Genomic DNA, 15,053 nt, shown 5'->3' on the forward strand with positions numbered 1-15,053 from the left:
AGGCGTAAGCTGAATCAACATAACACGCAAAAAAGGCGGCTTCTGGTATCAGGGCCGTTTTTTTATGTCAAAATAACGCTAGCACCGTACTCAGAGGGAAATTTGCTCGGTGATGATGATGCCGGGTATAGTGGCAGGCTCTGTGTCCATCGTTCGATCCGAGAGGTATCGTGCTGGAGGCTTACCAACCGCCTTGCGGAACATGGTGACGAACCCACTGGCATTTTCGTACCCCAACTCTAATGCTACCGTTTGCACGCTTTCCCCTTTGGTCAAGCGTTGCAGTGCAAGGATCACATGCAGTTGTCGACGCCAGCGTCCGAAGCTCATACCTATTTCGTGCAGCAGGAGCCGACTCATGTTTCTCTCGCTCATGCCTAGACGGATAGCCCAATCGCCCTTTGACGTTTTGTCTGTAGGATCGGCCAATAGCATTTCTGCTAGGCGGCGCAATCGCGGGTCGCGCGGCATTGGCAGATGAAGGTCTTCCACTGGCGCTGCCGCCAACTCATCCAGTAATGTGGCAATCAGTCGCTCTTCTCGCCCCCCCAGAGCATATAGCTCGGGAACTCCTGACACCTTCAGAAGTAGCTCACGTAACAGCGGAGATACAGAGATTGTACAACAGGTTTTTGGCAGATCGGGTGCGGCATCGGGCTCGACGAATAGGCAATAACACTCTGTTTCACCCGACCCACAGGCCGAGTGGGGTAAATTTCCCGGTATCCATATCGCGCATTGCGGTGGCACGATCCAGACACCGTCTTCGATTTCACAGTTGAGAATACCTCGAACGGAGTAAAGTAGCTGTGCCTTATGGTGCTGATGGCGCGCATGTTCCCAATCCTTAGTTACCGATGTAGCACCTAAAGCGACAACGGGCCGAGGGACGTTATCAACGTCTCGGGTTACGTTCAGATCTGTGATGGCAATGTTCGACATAGTAAGTGCTGAACCTCGGATTGAAGGTAGAATGCTCTGGCCTAATTGAAAAATATTATGGCCAAATTATGAAATGACGTCCAGTTATTCCTAAGGTATTGTGAGATTAACCATGCTAGCTGTTTTGCTCTATCAGAGCATGGCACCTCCAAAAAAGAGGAACATTTTTCTGGCGAGGTGTGACCGCTAGCGATTTTTCTTATATTCATAAGGAGTATTGACATGTTAATTGACACTTCGCAGTTCCCTCTAGTTTGGATACAACTAAATACGCCGGGTACCGATTCCGAGGCTTCATCTTTTGCCGAGTTTGAGACATTGCTCGCTCGCAAAGAAGTCTTTGTTTTGCTCAACAGCGAGGGGCTTGATAAAGGTGATCACGAACATTCACCGGAAGAAATGAAGCAAACATCACTTTGGATGAAACGTCATAAGAGTGAATTGAGATCCTTCGTTAAAGCTACCATCTACATCGAGCCGAATACAGCCAAAAGGCTGGCAACTAAAGCGTTCGCTATTATTTATGAGAAATTCTGGGGCTATCCTATGTTCATGGTTGCCACCAAGGACGAGGCGCTGGATTTGGCGCACACATTGTTGCTAAGCGAACAAACAGAAGCATGGACACCTTTTTAGGTCGAGCTAATTAGAAAAGCATTCGATAGCCAAAATAGGCTCTAACCTGTTTCCCTGTGAAAGCTTCTCATTGCTGCCAGTTGTATAAAAGAATCTTTTTATTGCCATTTAAAAAGAAGCATTCTAAGGTCAGTCTTAAGGCAGAATAGGGTAAGGCAGTGGTATGAAGCTCGTGTTAGAGCCCATAGTAGAAAGCGAATTTGAGGATTTGTTTGTTCGTATTAAGGAAGGTATCTTTCCATATGTTGATGCGGTATTTGGCTGGGAGGATACATTTCAGCGTCAGCGCTTAGAGAATGAGTATTCCCTAGATTGGTTCTATTGGGTAAAAGTAGAAAAAGATCGCGTTGGTGTACTGTGTTACAAGCGTCATAATGCTTTCTGTCATGTTCATTGGCTAATTGTATTCCCCGAGTGGCGGCAACGAAATATTGGCACCTCTATCATGGCTTTTGTTCAAAAAAAGGCTAGGGAAAATGGTTGTACTGCCGTGACCTTATCCTCTTTTAAATGTAACGCAAACGCGATTCAATTTTATCAAGGCCTTGGCTATGTGATAATAGAGGAAGAAGAGGATTTTGTTTCTATGCTTTTGTCGCTCGCAGCGTCATAATGTGTGATCTTCCCTCAAAATGACTAATTTATCCATAAAGAGGACTAAGGAGTATTTATGAGGTTAGTTGTTCCTTCATTAGAGCTGGAGGATGCCTTTTTTGCGTTTTGTAATGATTATGAACAATATGATGTTGAAAATGGTCAGTATTATTTTGAAGGTCGAGTGAGTTTTTCTGATTATATTCAGCGTCTTTGCGATAATGTTAAAGGAATTAACTTAAAAGATGGTTATGTGCCATGCAGCTGTTTTTGGTTTATGAAAAATGATAACACCATTATTGGCGCAATTCGTATCCGCCACAATATAGCGAGTGAATTCTTAGAGGTAGAGGGTGGTCATATTGGTTATGACATTGCGCCTTCATATCGCGGTCAAGGGTATGGAAAAACCATGTTGTGTTTAGCCTTACCAAAGGCGAAAGCATTAGGGATTAAACGTGCTCTGATTACAGCAGATGAAGACAATTGGCCATCCCGAAAAGTGATTGAAGCGAATGGTGGCGAGTTAGAAAATATTAGGCTAGGAAAGGTTTTTCCGAAACCTGTTGCTCGGTATTGGATAACGCTTTGAGTCGATGATGATCCATTCCTCTTTTATTGAGCTAAAAACAGCGATTCTTGGTTGTCAGCATTGCGCAGCTTGTCTTCCTTTGCCCCCAAAGCCCATTCTACAAATCCATCCTGATGCAAAAATTTTGATTGCAGGGCAAGCTCCTGGGCAAAAAGCTCATGAAGCAGGACGACCCTTTGATGATCCAAGTGGTGATCGACTACGTCAATGGCTGGGAGTATCAAAAGACGTTTTTTATGATGCTAAGCAGATAGCACTGATTCCCATGGGTTTTTGCTTTCCTGGGACGGGGAAATCTGGGGATTTGCCTCCAAGGAAAGAGTGTGCGGATTTATGGCGGGCACCATTACTGGCTGAACTTAAAAGCATTGAATTAGTTATCGTGCTGGGTTCTTATGCCCAAGCCTATCATCTAGGTGTGAAAGGGAAAGCATCGGTGACAGAACAAGTAAAACATTGGAAAGAATATTTAGCTCAAGGCAAGCTGCCTTTACCTCACCCAAGTCCTCGTAATAACCGTTGGCTAAAGCAAAACCCTTGGTTTGAAGAAGAGGTTTTGCCAGCGCTAAAAATGAGCGTTGCACATATTATCTCAAAGTACACTCGTAATAAAATAGGGCGGCATTATGTTGGCTTGTTTACGGTTATGATCCGCAATATCGAATAGTTTTTTACAATATACTTAATAAAATCAATTGATTATATATAGCCTCGTGACTCTTATAGAGTGGATTTTTTATGAGGTAAGGTGGCTATGAAAAAATACTTATTGTATGGGCACGATGACTGTTTGTTTTGTCGCCGGGCGAAGCAAGTCTTGGAGGACAATAATGTTCTTTATCACTATGTGGATATAAAGGGTGAGAATTTGACCAGAGTGACGTTGTCTAGGCTGATTGGTCACGATATTTATACTTTACCACAGATATTTTTAGACGATGAATATATCGGTGGCTTTCACGACCTACAGCGCCGTTTCGCGATTATTTGATAGTCATTTAGCTTGATTTGTTTTTTAAATGCGTTTTACTTAGGTCTTATAACAATAAGAACACAAGGAGAACGTCATCATGAAAACGCTCGTCGAACATCTTTCTCAATATGCTGCTTATCATCGAGATAGACGAAATGTTGCAACACATTTTGTGGGAATACCTATGATTGTTGTGGCCGTCGCTATTTTGTTGTCTCGCCCCCAATGGGAGTTAGTCGGGCTGTTTATATCACCTGCTGTTTTCCTTGCCGTGTTATCAGGCGTTTTCTATTTACGGCTTGATCGAGTGTTAGGCGTCTTGATGTGTGTATTGTTGCTCATGGCCCTATGGATTGGGGATAAAGTAGCTAATCTCGGTACATTCTCTTGGCTGGTAAGTGGTATTGGTTTATTTGTTGTCGGTTGGATGTGTCAGTTTGTGGGCCACTACTATGAAGGTCGAAAACCTGCTTTTATTGACGATATTGTAGGATTGATTGTGGGGCCATTATTTGTGTTGGTAGAAGTTCTTTTTTTGTTAGGGATGCAAAAAACGTTAGAGCAAGATATTAAGTCAGCGTCAGATTAGAAGCATATAGATAATAAAATACGCTATGTCTGATCATAAGGAAGGCAATAGAAAAAGGGATGAAAATATTAGGAGGGAAAATAAAGCGGGAGAGCTGGCGCTTATTGTTATTCTAGCGCGTGATCCCGAAGAGTAAGTCATTTTTAAAAGACCATGTTAGGATGAGAGGCCTGTTATTAATGCTTGCTCAGTTGCTCTTAGAAATATGTTTTATTGACGTGACAGTTAAGCAAGGTGCGCAAGTTTAGATGCGTACACGTTAAATTTACTGACGACTTTTTTCATAGAAGCGGCAGCAGCAAAGACAAGATCTAAAGCGTACTCAGTGCTTTTTACACGAGCAATTAAAGTCGCTTTTTCACTTTCAGAGAGATATTTAGTATCGACACCAGCAAGTAATTCTTCAATAGGTTTTTGAGCTTTCATAATGTATTCCTCTTTCCATTTAGTAGCTAGTAGCTTATTTAGATCATGTAGTCTTTAATTGATTCAACTTTCTGACTACAAGGATAATATTAGAGGGCGGCTGTCTAAATAACAAACGATGTTTTCTATCCTTATTGATGAATTAAACTCAACTATTTTGATTTACGAGTAAGAAGCTTTATGACGAAGTGGAGGGTAAAGCGTTTGATGTAAAAAAACAGCTGTAAAATAGAGCTGTTTTTTTACTTGCCGATGAGTGTGATGTCAGTATAAACGCTAGTTTACTCTTTTATTGGATGAGACCAAGACTCAAAGTGGATGGCGCTTTTGGCTTCCCTTCTTGGTAACCAGCCAAAACGTTCTAGATCGGGGGTGGTCTGAAAATGGTCAACGTAACCAACATAGAGATAAGCGATGATATCGATGTTCTCTGGAATGTGAAGGGCCTCTCGAATCACATGGTCGTGAACGATACTGACCCAACCAACCCCGATGTTTTCCGCGCTGCCAACCATAGGTTTTGTACCGCACAGACGGCACTGAATAAATCCATTTCTGGTTTCGCTGTGCGTCCTAATACGACGGAACCTGTTCTACTACGATCACAGGTTACACAGATGCCCAGTGGTGCCTCTTCGATGCCTTCAAGTTTTAAACTTTGATATTTTTCTTTACGTTCCCCTTCAAACAAGTTTGTGGCTTCCGCATGGGCGGTGAGAAAACCTTGTTTTATTTTTCGTTTGGTGTGTGGGTTTTGGACCACAATAAAGTCCCAAGGCTGCATAAAACCAACACTTGGGGCATGATGCGCTGCGATCAATATACGCTCTAATACGTCATCAGGGATGGGGTTATCTATAAATTCTTTACGCACATCCCGACGGGCGAAAATGGTTTTATAGACGGCATCGCGTTCTTCTTGGGTAATTTTCATTTTGGTGTTTTTTATTCATTACGTTGTATGGTGGGAATTAGTGGGCAGTATCGATACCTGCACACACGGTGGTGAGTATAGGGTCATCACTTTTTAGTTTATGCCACGCAAAGGTGGAATCTTGCGCAGTTTTGAAAAAGTTGGAACGAGCATCGTTTTTACAGTCGATCACTTGCGTGACGCGTTTTGCACTATGGTGCCGTTCAAAGAAATAGAGATCAACTAATACCCAACTGGGGTGGCGCTGATTGATGGCTGAATGACCCACATCTGCTGCGATAAAGCGCACGGTTTGAGGGTAGATATAACTCCAAGGGCGCCACAGGGTTTTCTCTTGCACGGTTTTTACAACGACAACGCCTTTTGGTAATAAGCTGGCTTGATGTGGATACCAATCGTATTCTCCCAGTATTTGAAAGCTTAACATGGTGAAACCTGCAAAGGCAGGAATAAACCAGACGGGGGCTTTTTTCTTTGTCAAATGGCGTATTAAAAGGGCAATGCCTGCCCCTCCTAGTCCTGCAAAGATGGTCGAAATGAATTCCCAAAACATGGTTTCTCTCTTACTCTTTTTAGATTGGTGAGCATCATACAGGAAGTTGCTATAAACAAAGAAACCGAACACGATTGTCGTGTTCGGTTTCTTGTTCCTTGCACTTCAATATTACCTGAACCTCAATATTGGATAGAGCTTGATGCCTTAATGGCCGACAGCATGACCAGCACCTTGTGGGTAACGCACACTTTCCACCAGATCTTGAATGGATTTTGGTGGTTCTTCTGTCATATAAGAGACCATGAATGCAACGATAAAGTTAATGGCTGCGCCGATGGCTCCAAATGATAATGGAGAGATACCGAAGAGCCAGTTATCCGGTGTATTAGTGTACGAGGCTGTGCCTGGAATAAAGAACCATCCTAAGAATAGGAAGATATAGACTAGGGTGCAGCCTAAACCTGCCAGCATACCCGCAATGGCTCCCTTATTGTTGATGCGTTTGGAGAAAATTCCCATCATTAAAGCAGGGAAAATAGACGCAGCCGCAATGCCGAAAGCTAAGGCGACGACTTGGGCGGCAAAGCCCGGCGGATGCATGCCTAAATAGGTTGCTACGGCAATGGCGACCCCCATAGAGATCCTAGCCGCGAGTAATTCGCCTCTATCAGAAATATTAGGGTTAATGGTGCCTTTAATTAAATCGTGGCTGACGGCCGACGAGATGGCGAGCAATAAACCCGCAGCGGTAGACAGGGCTGCTGCTAATCCTCCTGCTGCGATCAGTCCTACAACCCAACCTGGTAAGTTGGCTATTTCTGGGTTTGCCAATACAAGAATGTCGTTGTTGACACTTAATTCGTTCCCATTCCAGCCTCGTTCTGCTGCCGTGGCTGCAAAAGCTGGCGAATCGTTGTAGAGTTCGATGCGACCGTCGCCATTTTTATCTTGGAACTTGATCAAACCTGTGGTTTCCCAATTCTTGATCCAATCAGGCCGCTCAGCGTACTCTATTGGTTGTTCAGTGGGGCCATTTGGGTAAATGGTGGTTAACAAGTTCAAGCGAGCCATGGAAGCAACGGCAGGAGCGGTTAAATACAATAATGCAATGAAGACTAGAGCCCAACCCGCTGACCAACGTGCATCCGCCACCTTTGGTACGGTGAAAAATCGAATAATAACGTGTGGTAAACCTGCGGTACCAATCATCAGAGACAGAGTGAATAGAACCATATTGAGTTTGTTATCAACGTCTGCAGTATAATCTCTAAAACCTAACTCACGAACAACTTGATCAAGCTTTTCTAATAGCGGAATGCCGGATTCCACGTGGTCTGAAAATAAGCCTATGGGGGGCAGGAAAGTGTCGGTGAGTTGCAGAGAAATGAAAATAGCGGGTATCGTGTAAGCGATAATCAACACCACATACTGAGCGACTTGTGTATAAGTTATGCCCTTCATACCACCCAGTACTGCATACAAAAACACTACCACGGCGGCGATAAGTAAGCCGATGTCATTACTGACTTCTAAGAAACGTGAGAAGGCCACTCCAGCGCCTGTCATCTGGCCAATAACATAGGTAGTAGAGGCGATGATTAAGCAAGCAACGGCCACTAATCTTGCGCCGCTACTATAAAAGCGATCACCAATAAAATCAGGTACCGTGTATTTACCAAATTTGCGTAAATAGGGAGCTAACAGCATGGCGAGTAAAACATAGCCTCCTGTCCAGCCCATTAAGAAAGAGGAATTGGCATAGCCGCCTGCGGCTATTAAACCCGCCATGGAGATAAAAGAGGCCGCAGACATCCAATCTGCAGCGGTTGCCATGCCATTTAAGACTGGGTGAACGCCACCACCAGCGACATAAAACTCTTTGGTTGAGCCTGCCCTTGCCCAAATAGCAATACCAATATAAAGAGCAAAGGAAGCCCCGACGAATAGGAAGTTAATGACAAATTGACTCATAGCATTACTCCTCTAGGCCAAATGCTTTGTCTAACTTGTTCATTCTCCAAGCATAGAAAAAGGTGATTGCGATAAAAACAAGAATGGATCCTTGTTGGGCAAACCAGAAGCCAAGGTCGGTTCCTCCAACGTGTATACCTGATAGAAGTGGGCGTAGTAAAATAGCGCAGCCATAAGAGGCTAATGCCCAGACGATTAAGCAACCTAGTATGAGTCTTAGGTTAGCTTGCCAGTATCTTTCAGCATTTGATTTGGGGTTAGACACGGTAATCTCCTTATTTATAATTATTGTTTTACAACGCATTTTTAATTTAGCAGCGTTTTGTCTATTTTGTGTAAAAAACAATTAAAAAATATGTGTTAAAGATGTGGCGTAAGATTGAGCGGTATGGTTAGCATAGAAGCCTGAGGTGCCGTATTGTTATGAATAAAACACGACGAAAAGATCCATTGCTTACTGTGGTTTGAAGAGAATCGTTTTAGGCCGGTTTGATTAAAAAAGGAAAAGAGGATGATCAAAAACATATTTGTCGCCAAAAAGTCGAAAAAGCCCCAGATTGAAATTGAAGCTGTTAAAGTGGATGCTGGAAAAGGCATTGTCGGTGATCGAAACTATGCTAAACGACAAGAGGAAGGTCAGAATATCACCTTTGTAGAAAGCGAAGAAATTGATGCTTTTAATACGAACTTTAAGCAACAAATTGGACTGTCAGCCACGCGTCGAAACATTGTGACGGAGGGAGTGCGATTAAATCATTTAGTTGGAAAAGAGTTTATGATTGGCGATGTGCGCTTTTACGGAGTGGAGTTGTGTGAACCTTGTGCATTTTTGGGACAGTTGCTTGCCAATGATTCTCTATCGCCACCACAAGTGGTTAAAGCTTGGGTGCATCGTGGCGGGTTAAGAGCGAATGTGTTAAGCACAGGGATTTTAAAGACGGGTATGCCTTTTATCGTCAGTAATGACTTATCTTATTAAATGGTCACCGATCTGCACCCTATAGGGAGTCGGATGGGCTGGGTAAGGTTCTTAATGGAGCATACTCCTCATTCGCTTGAGCGATAATTTGATCTCGTCCATTGTTTTTTGCCCTATATAAGGCTTGGTCTGCGAGATGGATGAGGTGGTCAAATTTGTCCCCCTCCTTTGGTATATGGCTGGTGATGCCTTGGCTGAGCGTAATGTATTTTTTAGGCGACTTATGATGTTCGATCTCTTCTTCGTAGAGTTTGCTTTGTAGTTTTTTGGCGAACACCATTGCTCGGTCTAGGTCAAAATAGGGCAGTAGAATGATGAACTCTTCACCTCCGTAGCGGGCAGCGATACCCTGTGTACTTTTTACTTCCGCTAGAATCAATTGTGCCACTTGAAATAAACATTTATCTCCAGCTTGGTGACCATAGTAATCATTGAAGTTTTTAAACCAGTCTAAATCAAGCATGATGATGCTTATGCTGATTTGTTTCTCACAGGCGAGTTGCCATATGTTCGTGAGCTCGTGGAAGAAATGTCGGCGATTTGCCATTTGAGTAAGTTCGTCGGTATGGCTTAATTGCTGTAGTGACTGATTGAGCTGAGTCAGCTTTTGATTGGCCTCTTCGGTGCGCTTTTGAGCTTCGTGGGAGTCTTGTTGCGCTTTATTGGTCGCCTCGACAAAAATAGAAAATGCTTTCCCCATCATTGCTATTTCATCATTACCTGACTGAGGTATGTTTGTTTTTATGCCTTCGACATGTTCTAGCATCACGCTATTTAATCGGTTCAAACGACGAATCAGGTAGTGATGGATAAACCAGTATGCAATGCCTGTTAGTAACAGAAAGATAACACTAAATAAGCCGATTTTTAGCATCACTTTACTGATAAATGCTTTGTGTGCCGAAGAGGCTTTTTGCGTTGATTGTTTTAATAACACATAAAGATCGTAACATGCATTGCTGAGTTTTTTTGCTTCCATGCGCGTTTTGTTTACTGCTATTAACGTGGCTGAGAGTTGCATTTGTCGTTTAAGTGTTGTGTTGAATACCTGCTTAGATAACTTGCTGATAAGACTAATGTTTTGCCATTCAGATGATGTCAAGTTATCTTGATATGACATGTTTGAGATTAATGAGGAAATGCTGTTCATCTGAGTAATCAGTTGATTGAAAGTTGTCGAGTGCAATGTCAGAACACTTAGATTGATGGTTTTGATAAGCTCATCAACAAGGTTTTTTTGATGTTCTGTTGTTTGTGGGAGGAGGTAGATTTTCTTTTGTAGGCTTAGCAGACGAGACTCAATATTACGTTGTAACTGGGTGATATTTCTTTTTTCAATCAGATAGTTATTTAAGATACGAATAGTGTCGAAGTAGGGTTTTTTTAACCTATCTATCTTGTCAATTAAGGCTTGTTCATGTGGTGTGTTAGCGGTTAATTGCTGACGAATATCTTCAAAGGAACTTTCAAATGAAACATTATTGACAATATTTTTGTTTTGTTCAGGCAGGCCAATGGTTGGAGTTTGAATGTATGTGTCGTCATAGCTTTGGTTGAGCATATTGACTAGAGTGTCAGAGGCAATGACTTCTGCTTCTCGAGATAATTCTGCTGCATGCATTGCTCGGTCAAAATAGGAGTTAGACAATGCTTCAAACTCTTGGGACTGTTCTCGTAAGGTAAAGAGGCTGTAACCTGTTGTCAGAACATAGAAGCTAAGAACACTTAAAAGAACTAAATTTAGGCGAAAGCCTAATTGTTTCAACGGCTTGAGCTTTGTATTAGCCTCATTTGCCATGTTTCGTCTCCTGACGTACTTCTATTTGTGAAAAATAACGTACTTCTATTGCTCTATATAACCTGATGTACTGGCTAAAGTCATGTAGATTGTCGTGTTTCATGTAATGTTTTTTAGTAATTCTCCGAAAAAAAATAATGATTAGAAGCAAACATCGTTATATTGAAAATACAAGTAAGCTTGTCCGTGTGAGACGATGAAGCAATTGATTGTCCATTATATGTCAGAAAAAGAAGGCTTTACCATTGATTATATGGACTTAAGTAAAGCCTTGAAATATTTAAGAGAGTGGCAAATCTTCAGCCAAAACGAATGTTTTGATGTCTTTATATTGTTCATTAAAAGCTTGTTGCTGACGAGCATAATGGCCGCTTTGACAATCTGAAATGATGTCTAATGCCGCTGCGAAATAACTTGATCGGTTCATCCAATCTTGCTTCTTATCTAGCGTCGACGTTTGTAGAGAAGACTCTTGAGGGGCGGTCGATAACGTTGCCGATAATAAAGTGTTAAGGTCGTTGGTCGTGGCTGCCACTTTGCCTTGAAAACGCCATAAGTCACTTTCAGGGAGATAGGCGTAATAGGGTAATAAAGCGAGCCCATGTTCCGCGACAAAATCAATTGCATCAAGAATAAAATCAACCTCGCTTTCTTCTAAAAAGTAATTGAGATTAAAGCGTACCCAGCCTGGTTTGACGAGTTTTTCGCCCTTCGCCATGGCTTCTTGAATGCGCTTGGACTGAGCTTCATTTATTCCTAATAGTTGGTGCCCATATGGACCCGCGCACGAACAACCGCCACGAACTTGGATGCCAAATAAATCGTTCAATAAAGAGGTAACAAAACCATGATGCAAATAGCCATAGTCAGTGCGGATACGGAACGCTGTGATGGAAAGGCTGGGGGCATCGGCATGACCTAAGCGTTCAACTGCTGAAGAATGACTCCAACGAGACTGTATTTTTTGCACCCAGGCGTGTTCTTTGTTGAGGATCGTATCGACGCCAACCGCTTGTTTGAGTTGGAAGACGAGGCCAGCACGAATGGATTCTATGATGGCGGGGGTGCCACCTTCTTCACGGCGTTCGCCAATCGGTAAAAAAGTATGGGAGTCTGGGGTGACGAAAGAGACCGTACCACCACCAATATGGCTTGGCTTTTGGTTTTTAATGCAGGCGCGCTTGACCACGAGTATCCCCGGTGTGCCTGGACCGCCAACCAGCTTGTGTGTCGAGAAAAAGAGGGCGTCTTTGGCTAGTTGCTTATTCTGTTGGGGGTTCATATCAATATCAATATAAGGTGCAGCGGCGGCAAAATCCCAAAAAGACAAGGCCTTGTAACGATGTAGGCAATCGGTAATGGCGTTTTGGTCGCATAATATGCCTGTGACATTGGAAGCGGCGCTGAATGATCCAATAAGGCGTTTACCATGATGTTCTTGCAACTGATTTTCCAGTGTTTTGATGCACACGCCTCCTTCCTCCGCTTGGGGAATGCGAATCACTTTTAGGCCTAGCTCACGCCATGGTAATTCGTTCGAATGGTGCTCATAGGGACCGATAAAAATGATGGTATTGTGCTTTTCTTGAGTGGTAAGGTCTCTTAGCCCCAACTGGGTGATCAAGGTGTTCACTGCACTGGTTGCACCACTACCACAAAATAAAACAAGGTCATCGCTACTGGCATTGACCGCTTGTCGTATTTGTTCACGAGCTTGTTCACGATAGCTCGTCGTTTGTTGGCCTGTGGCATTGGCTTCCGTATGGGTGTTGGCATAGTAGGGCATAACATGCTGCAGGATGGCATCTTCGATAAATTGCAAACTGCGTCCGGAGGCGGTGTAATCTGCGTAAGTCAGCCTACGCGTTCCAAACGGGGTGTCGATCAACGTCTCTTTGCCAATGATGCCTTGTCGAATACGTTCGAGTAGTGCCTCTTTCTCTTTAGTCTTTATAGTGGCGTTTGTTGTCATTTTTTGAGGAGTGGTTTTGACAGTAGATTGCATTCGAGATTGCCTTTATTAATAAATGTTTTACCTGTGACGGATCTCTCTATTTTTGCTGCGATAATGGCCTGCTTTTAGATAGATAAAGGCAGTTCCGTTGTATACTTAATCTGTTCCATCGCAAAATTTGAGGTCACGTCAGTCAGAGCGGTTGCGCTGATTAAGCGTTTATAAAATCGGTCGTAAGCGGGGATGTCTTTTACCACCACTCGTAATAAATAATCGTATTCTCCTGCCATGCGGTAAAACTCCACCACTTCTGGAAATTCCGCCACAATTTGAGAAAAGTTCGTGGCCCAATTTACGTCGTGTTGATTCGTTTTCACTTGGACAAACACTGATACCGCAAGCTCAAGTTTGTCTGCATCCAATAACGCCACTCGTCGTTTAATATAGCCAGCGTTTTCGAGCTTTTGAATGCGGCGCCAGCATGGGGTTTTTGAGAGCCCAACTTGCTTAGCAAGAGCATCATTAGAAATACTATCATTACTTTGAATTAAGGCAAGAAGTTGCATATCTATGTTATCTAAAGTCATTTTGTTCTCTTTTTGTGTTTTTTTTTAGGGAATTTTTTCAAATGATGTGTTTTTTTTAAGTCCTATGCAACCTAGTTTCTAAAAAGAGGGCATATTAGGAATCATAGTTCGATAACAGACGAAAAAATAATGCCAAAAAATCTAATATTTATTAAATAGCGGTCTATATTTCATGAAGTAGGGAGAAAAAATGAGCATGATGGTTACCAGAATCTAGACAATACTTAGAATGGGTCTCACATTGGTGACTTTTGGGGAAGAAGCATGCGTTTCTGTAAATAGAGATCTTTGCATGACGACTGCTTTCGTCAATACTTTGTGGAAAACAGACTTAAAATGCTCTTATATCACCCATAAACTCCACTTTGTCGTCTGTTTTTGCCTTGTTTTGTCTGGACTCATGACATCATGAAAAGGTCTCAAGTGAGCGTTTTAAAGCGTTTTAAAACGAAGGAGGCCTCTTTTGCGTCATTCATTCTGTGTTGTTATGAGCTTAATGGTTGGTTTAGTGAGTGCGTCGTCTTTTGCGCAGACTCAATATCCATTAACAATAGATAATTGTGGATATAAACATACTTATCTAGAAGCCCCCAAGGCGGTGGTATCAATTGGTCAGGATGTCACTGAAACCCTCTATCAGCTGGGTGTATGGGACAAAATGGTCGGCACAGGTGTCTGGTTGAATGACGTTGCTCCGCAATTTGCACAGCTAGATAAAATCGTTCCTCGCTTATCAGATAATACGCCAACCCTTGAATCCATTTTGCAGCAAAAGCCAGATTTTATTGGCTCACAATTTGAGTGGTATGTTGGTAAGGAGGGGGTAATAGGCACTCGAGAGCTGTTTGCGTCTCATGGCATTGCCGCCTATGTATTGCCGACAGACTGTATTAACAAAGATAATGCTGTTGGTAACGATGGAACTCGGGCCAATATATTCAATACCGACTCCCTGTATCAGGGGATTAAAGAACTTTCTAAGATTTTTGATAAGCAGGAAAGAGGAGCCATGTTTATTGCTTCTTTAAAAGAAAGAGAAGCGAATGCAATTGCGCGGGCGAAAAAGGATGAGTTAAATAATGTGTCAGCGGTGTTTTGGTATTCTAGTCCGAAGCTGGATGGCCCTGCTTATGTTGCTGGTCGAAATAGCCCGGCTGGCTACATCTTGAATGCTTTAGGGATAGAGAACATTGCACATTCTGATGAGGAATGGCCCCTTATGGATTGGATAGCCATTTCTAGGGCGAACCCTTCTGTTATTGTGCTGGCGAAAATGAATCGCCGTCGTTGGGCTGCGGATGACTATAAAACGAAGATTGCGTTTCTTAAAAGTAATCCTTATACGCGTAATATGGCTGCAGTGAAAGAAAATCGCTTTGTTATTATGGATGCTTTAGCTATGAGGGCCTCAACTCGCTTGTTCGATGGATTGGAGCAAATGGCCATTGCCTTAGATGCTGTACAAGGTCGCCTTAAGGGGGGCGAAAAATAAGCCATATAACCGCTACATTTCTCATTATTTCGCATGTGACGATAGATTGTTTCTTAAAGTGATGTAATTAAAATTGTCCTGTTTTTCCTT

At 42.8% G+C, this 15,053-nt stretch carries 18 protein-coding genes; 8 read left to right on the forward strand and 10 right to left on the reverse strand.

The features are described from left to right. Window positions 1–90 precede the first annotated feature (90 nt). The gene (locus AC0VYI_RS06455) at window positions 91–942 is read right to left on the reverse strand and encodes an AraC family transcriptional regulator (protein ID WP_199477301.1); all 852 of its coding nucleotides are present in this window, start codon (window positions 940–942) and stop codon (window positions 91–93) included. 222 nt (window positions 943–1,164) lie between these two features. On the opposite strand from AC0VYI_RS06455, the gene AC0VYI_RS06460 reads away from it, so the two are divergent. The 6 genes from AC0VYI_RS06460 (at window position 1,165) to AC0VYI_RS06485 (ending at window position 4,326) form a co-directional block, all read left to right on the forward strand. Further along, the gene (locus tag AC0VYI_RS06460) at window positions 1,165–1,578 is read left to right on the forward strand and encodes a hypothetical protein (protein ID WP_475448086.1); all 414 of its coding nucleotides are present in this window, start codon (window positions 1,165–1,167) and stop codon (window positions 1,576–1,578) included. Between the two features lie 163 nt (window positions 1,579–1,741). Continuing rightward, entirely contained in the window at window positions 1,742–2,191 is a 450-nt protein-coding gene (locus AC0VYI_RS06465; protein WP_475448088.1) for a GNAT family N-acetyltransferase, read from the forward strand. 57 nt (window positions 2,192–2,248) lie between these two features. Next, entirely contained in the window at window positions 2,249–2,764 is a 516-nt protein-coding gene (locus AC0VYI_RS06470) for a GNAT family N-acetyltransferase (RefSeq protein WP_199477304.1), read from the forward strand. Window positions 2,765–2,768: 4 nt separating this feature from the next. After that, window positions 2,769–3,431: a uracil-DNA glycosylase family protein gene (locus AC0VYI_RS06475; protein WP_475448090.1), complete on the forward strand. Its 663-nt coding sequence runs from the start codon at window positions 2,769–2,771 to the stop codon at window positions 3,429–3,431. Window positions 3,432–3,518: 87 nt separating this feature from the next. Beyond that, window positions 3,519–3,755 carry a glutaredoxin domain-containing protein gene (locus AC0VYI_RS06480; RefSeq protein ID WP_475448093.1) on the forward strand — a complete coding sequence of 79 codons (237 nt, stop codon included), beginning with the start codon at window positions 3,519–3,521 and terminating at the stop codon, window positions 3,753–3,755. 79 nt (window positions 3,756–3,834) lie between these two features. After that, window positions 3,835–4,326: an Mpo1 family 2-hydroxy fatty acid dioxygenase gene (locus tag AC0VYI_RS06485; protein WP_475448096.1), complete on the forward strand. Its 492-nt coding sequence runs from the start codon at window positions 3,835–3,837 to the stop codon at window positions 4,324–4,326. 225 nt (window positions 4,327–4,551) lie between these two features. Here the strand turns inward: AC0VYI_RS06485 and AC0VYI_RS06490 are convergent, their stop codons facing one another. The 6 genes from AC0VYI_RS06490 to AC0VYI_RS06515 all read right to left on the reverse strand — a co-directional run bounded on the left by AC0VYI_RS06490 (window position 4,552) and on the right by AC0VYI_RS06515 (window position 8,418). Continuing rightward, window positions 4,552–4,752: a hypothetical protein gene (locus AC0VYI_RS06490; protein ID WP_199477307.1), complete on the reverse strand. Its 201-nt coding sequence runs from the start codon at window positions 4,750–4,752 to the stop codon at window positions 4,552–4,554. A gap of 281 nt (window positions 4,753–5,033) precedes the next feature. Beyond that, window positions 5,034–5,210 carry a hypothetical protein gene (locus AC0VYI_RS06495; RefSeq protein WP_475448098.1) on the reverse strand — a complete coding sequence of 59 codons (177 nt, stop codon included), beginning with the start codon at window positions 5,208–5,210 and terminating at the stop codon, window positions 5,034–5,036. Beyond that, window positions 5,207–5,686 (reverse strand): 5,6-dimethylbenzimidazole synthase, encoded by a 480-nt coding sequence (gene bluB, locus AC0VYI_RS06500; RefSeq protein WP_475448100.1) that lies wholly within the window; start codon window positions 5,684–5,686, stop codon window positions 5,207–5,209. The genes AC0VYI_RS06495 and bluB overlap by 4 nt, the downstream gene beginning before the upstream one ends. Window positions 5,687–5,723: 37 nt before the next feature. After that, entirely contained in the window at window positions 5,724–6,239 is a 516-nt protein-coding gene (locus AC0VYI_RS06505; protein ID WP_475448102.1) for a hypothetical protein, read from the reverse strand. Between the two features lie 147 nt (window positions 6,240–6,386). After that, window positions 6,387–8,153, reverse strand: a complete 1,767-nt coding sequence (locus tag AC0VYI_RS06510; RefSeq protein ID WP_475448104.1) for a sodium:solute symporter family protein — start codon at window positions 8,151–8,153, stop codon at window positions 6,387–6,389. Between the two features lie 4 nt (window positions 8,154–8,157). Further along, the gene (locus AC0VYI_RS06515; RefSeq protein ID WP_199477311.1) at window positions 8,158–8,418 is read right to left on the reverse strand and encodes a DUF4212 domain-containing protein; all 261 of its coding nucleotides are present in this window, start codon (window positions 8,416–8,418) and stop codon (window positions 8,158–8,160) included. 246 nt (window positions 8,419–8,664) lie between these two features. Between AC0VYI_RS06515 and AC0VYI_RS06520 the strand changes: the two genes are divergently transcribed. Next, window positions 8,665–9,132: an MOSC domain-containing protein gene (locus AC0VYI_RS06520; RefSeq protein ID WP_475448106.1), complete on the forward strand. Its 468-nt coding sequence runs from the start codon at window positions 8,665–8,667 to the stop codon at window positions 9,130–9,132. A gap of 19 nt (window positions 9,133–9,151) precedes the next feature. On the opposite strand, the gene AC0VYI_RS06525 is transcribed toward AC0VYI_RS06520, so the two are convergent. From AC0VYI_RS06525 to AC0VYI_RS06535, 3 genes are all read right to left on the reverse strand, one after another. Then, window positions 9,152–10,930, reverse strand: coding sequence for a diguanylate cyclase domain-containing protein (locus AC0VYI_RS06525; protein ID WP_475448108.1), 1,779 nt, complete (start codon window positions 10,928–10,930; stop codon window positions 9,152–9,154). A gap of 280 nt (window positions 10,931–11,210) precedes the next feature. After that, window positions 11,211–12,935: an aminotransferase class V-fold PLP-dependent enzyme gene (locus tag AC0VYI_RS06530; RefSeq protein ID WP_475448110.1), complete on the reverse strand. Its 1,725-nt coding sequence runs from the start codon at window positions 12,933–12,935 to the stop codon at window positions 11,211–11,213. 74 nt (window positions 12,936–13,009) lie between these two features. After that, a complete protein-coding gene (locus tag AC0VYI_RS06535; RefSeq protein WP_199477314.1) occupies window positions 13,010–13,471 on the reverse strand; it encodes an Lrp/AsnC family transcriptional regulator in 462 nt (153 codons plus the stop codon). 463 nt (window positions 13,472–13,934) lie between these two features. On the opposite strand from AC0VYI_RS06535, the gene AC0VYI_RS06540 reads away from it, so the two are divergent. Next, window positions 13,935–14,963 carry an ABC transporter substrate-binding protein gene (locus AC0VYI_RS06540; RefSeq protein ID WP_475448112.1) on the forward strand — a complete coding sequence of 343 codons (1,029 nt, stop codon included), beginning with the start codon at window positions 13,935–13,937 and terminating at the stop codon, window positions 14,961–14,963. Window positions 14,964–15,053 lie beyond the last annotated feature (90 nt).

The organism is Marinomonas sp. 63XJN7_9_ISO-PGPR-S23-217 (assembly GCF_056173515.1).

What these genes read in the sequence shown, in the direction of transcription:
- AC0VYI_RS06475 (WP_475448090.1), top strand. Translation starts at nt 2,769, where the DNA reads ATGATGATCCATTCCTCTTTTATTGAGCTAAAAACAGCGATTCTTGGT.
- AC0VYI_RS06525 (WP_475448108.1), bottom strand. Translation starts at nt 10,930, where the DNA reads ATGGCAAATGAGGCTAATACAAAGCTCAAGCCGTTGAAACAATTAGGC.
- AC0VYI_RS06530 (WP_475448110.1), bottom strand. Translation starts at nt 12,935, where the DNA reads ATGCAATCTACTGTCAAAACCACTCCTCAAAAAATGACAACAAACGCC.
- AC0VYI_RS06465 (WP_475448088.1), top strand. Translation starts at nt 1,742, where the DNA reads ATGAAGCTCGTGTTAGAGCCCATAGTAGAAAGCGAATTTGAGGATTTG.
- AC0VYI_RS06460 (WP_475448086.1), top strand. Translation starts at nt 1,165, where the DNA reads ATGTTAATTGACACTTCGCAGTTCCCTCTAGTTTGGATACAACTAAAT.
- AC0VYI_RS06480 (WP_475448093.1), top strand. Translation starts at nt 3,519, where the DNA reads ATGAAAAAATACTTATTGTATGGGCACGATGACTGTTTGTTTTGTCGC.
- AC0VYI_RS06485 (WP_475448096.1), top strand. Translation starts at nt 3,835, where the DNA reads ATGAAAACGCTCGTCGAACATCTTTCTCAATATGCTGCTTATCATCGA.
- AC0VYI_RS06510 (WP_475448104.1), bottom strand. Translation starts at nt 8,153, where the DNA reads ATGAGTCAATTTGTCATTAACTTCCTATTCGTCGGGGCTTCCTTTGCT.
- AC0VYI_RS06535 (WP_199477314.1), bottom strand. Translation starts at nt 13,471, where the DNA reads ATGACTTTAGATAACATAGATATGCAACTTCTTGCCTTAATTCAAAGT.
- AC0VYI_RS06520 (WP_475448106.1), top strand. Translation starts at nt 8,665, where the DNA reads ATGATCAAAAACATATTTGTCGCCAAAAAGTCGAAAAAGCCCCAGATT.
- AC0VYI_RS06490 (WP_199477307.1), bottom strand. Translation starts at nt 4,752, where the DNA reads ATGAAAGCTCAAAAACCTATTGAAGAATTACTTGCTGGTGTCGATACT.
- bluB (WP_475448100.1), bottom strand. Translation starts at nt 5,686, where the DNA reads ATGAAAATTACCCAAGAAGAACGCGATGCCGTCTATAAAACCATTTTC.
- AC0VYI_RS06455 (WP_199477301.1), bottom strand. Translation starts at nt 942, where the DNA reads ATGTCGAACATTGCCATCACAGATCTGAACGTAACCCGAGACGTTGAT.
- AC0VYI_RS06505 (WP_475448102.1), bottom strand. Translation starts at nt 6,239, where the DNA reads ATGTTTTGGGAATTCATTTCGACCATCTTTGCAGGACTAGGAGGGGCA.
- AC0VYI_RS06470 (WP_199477304.1), top strand. Translation starts at nt 2,249, where the DNA reads ATGAGGTTAGTTGTTCCTTCATTAGAGCTGGAGGATGCCTTTTTTGCG.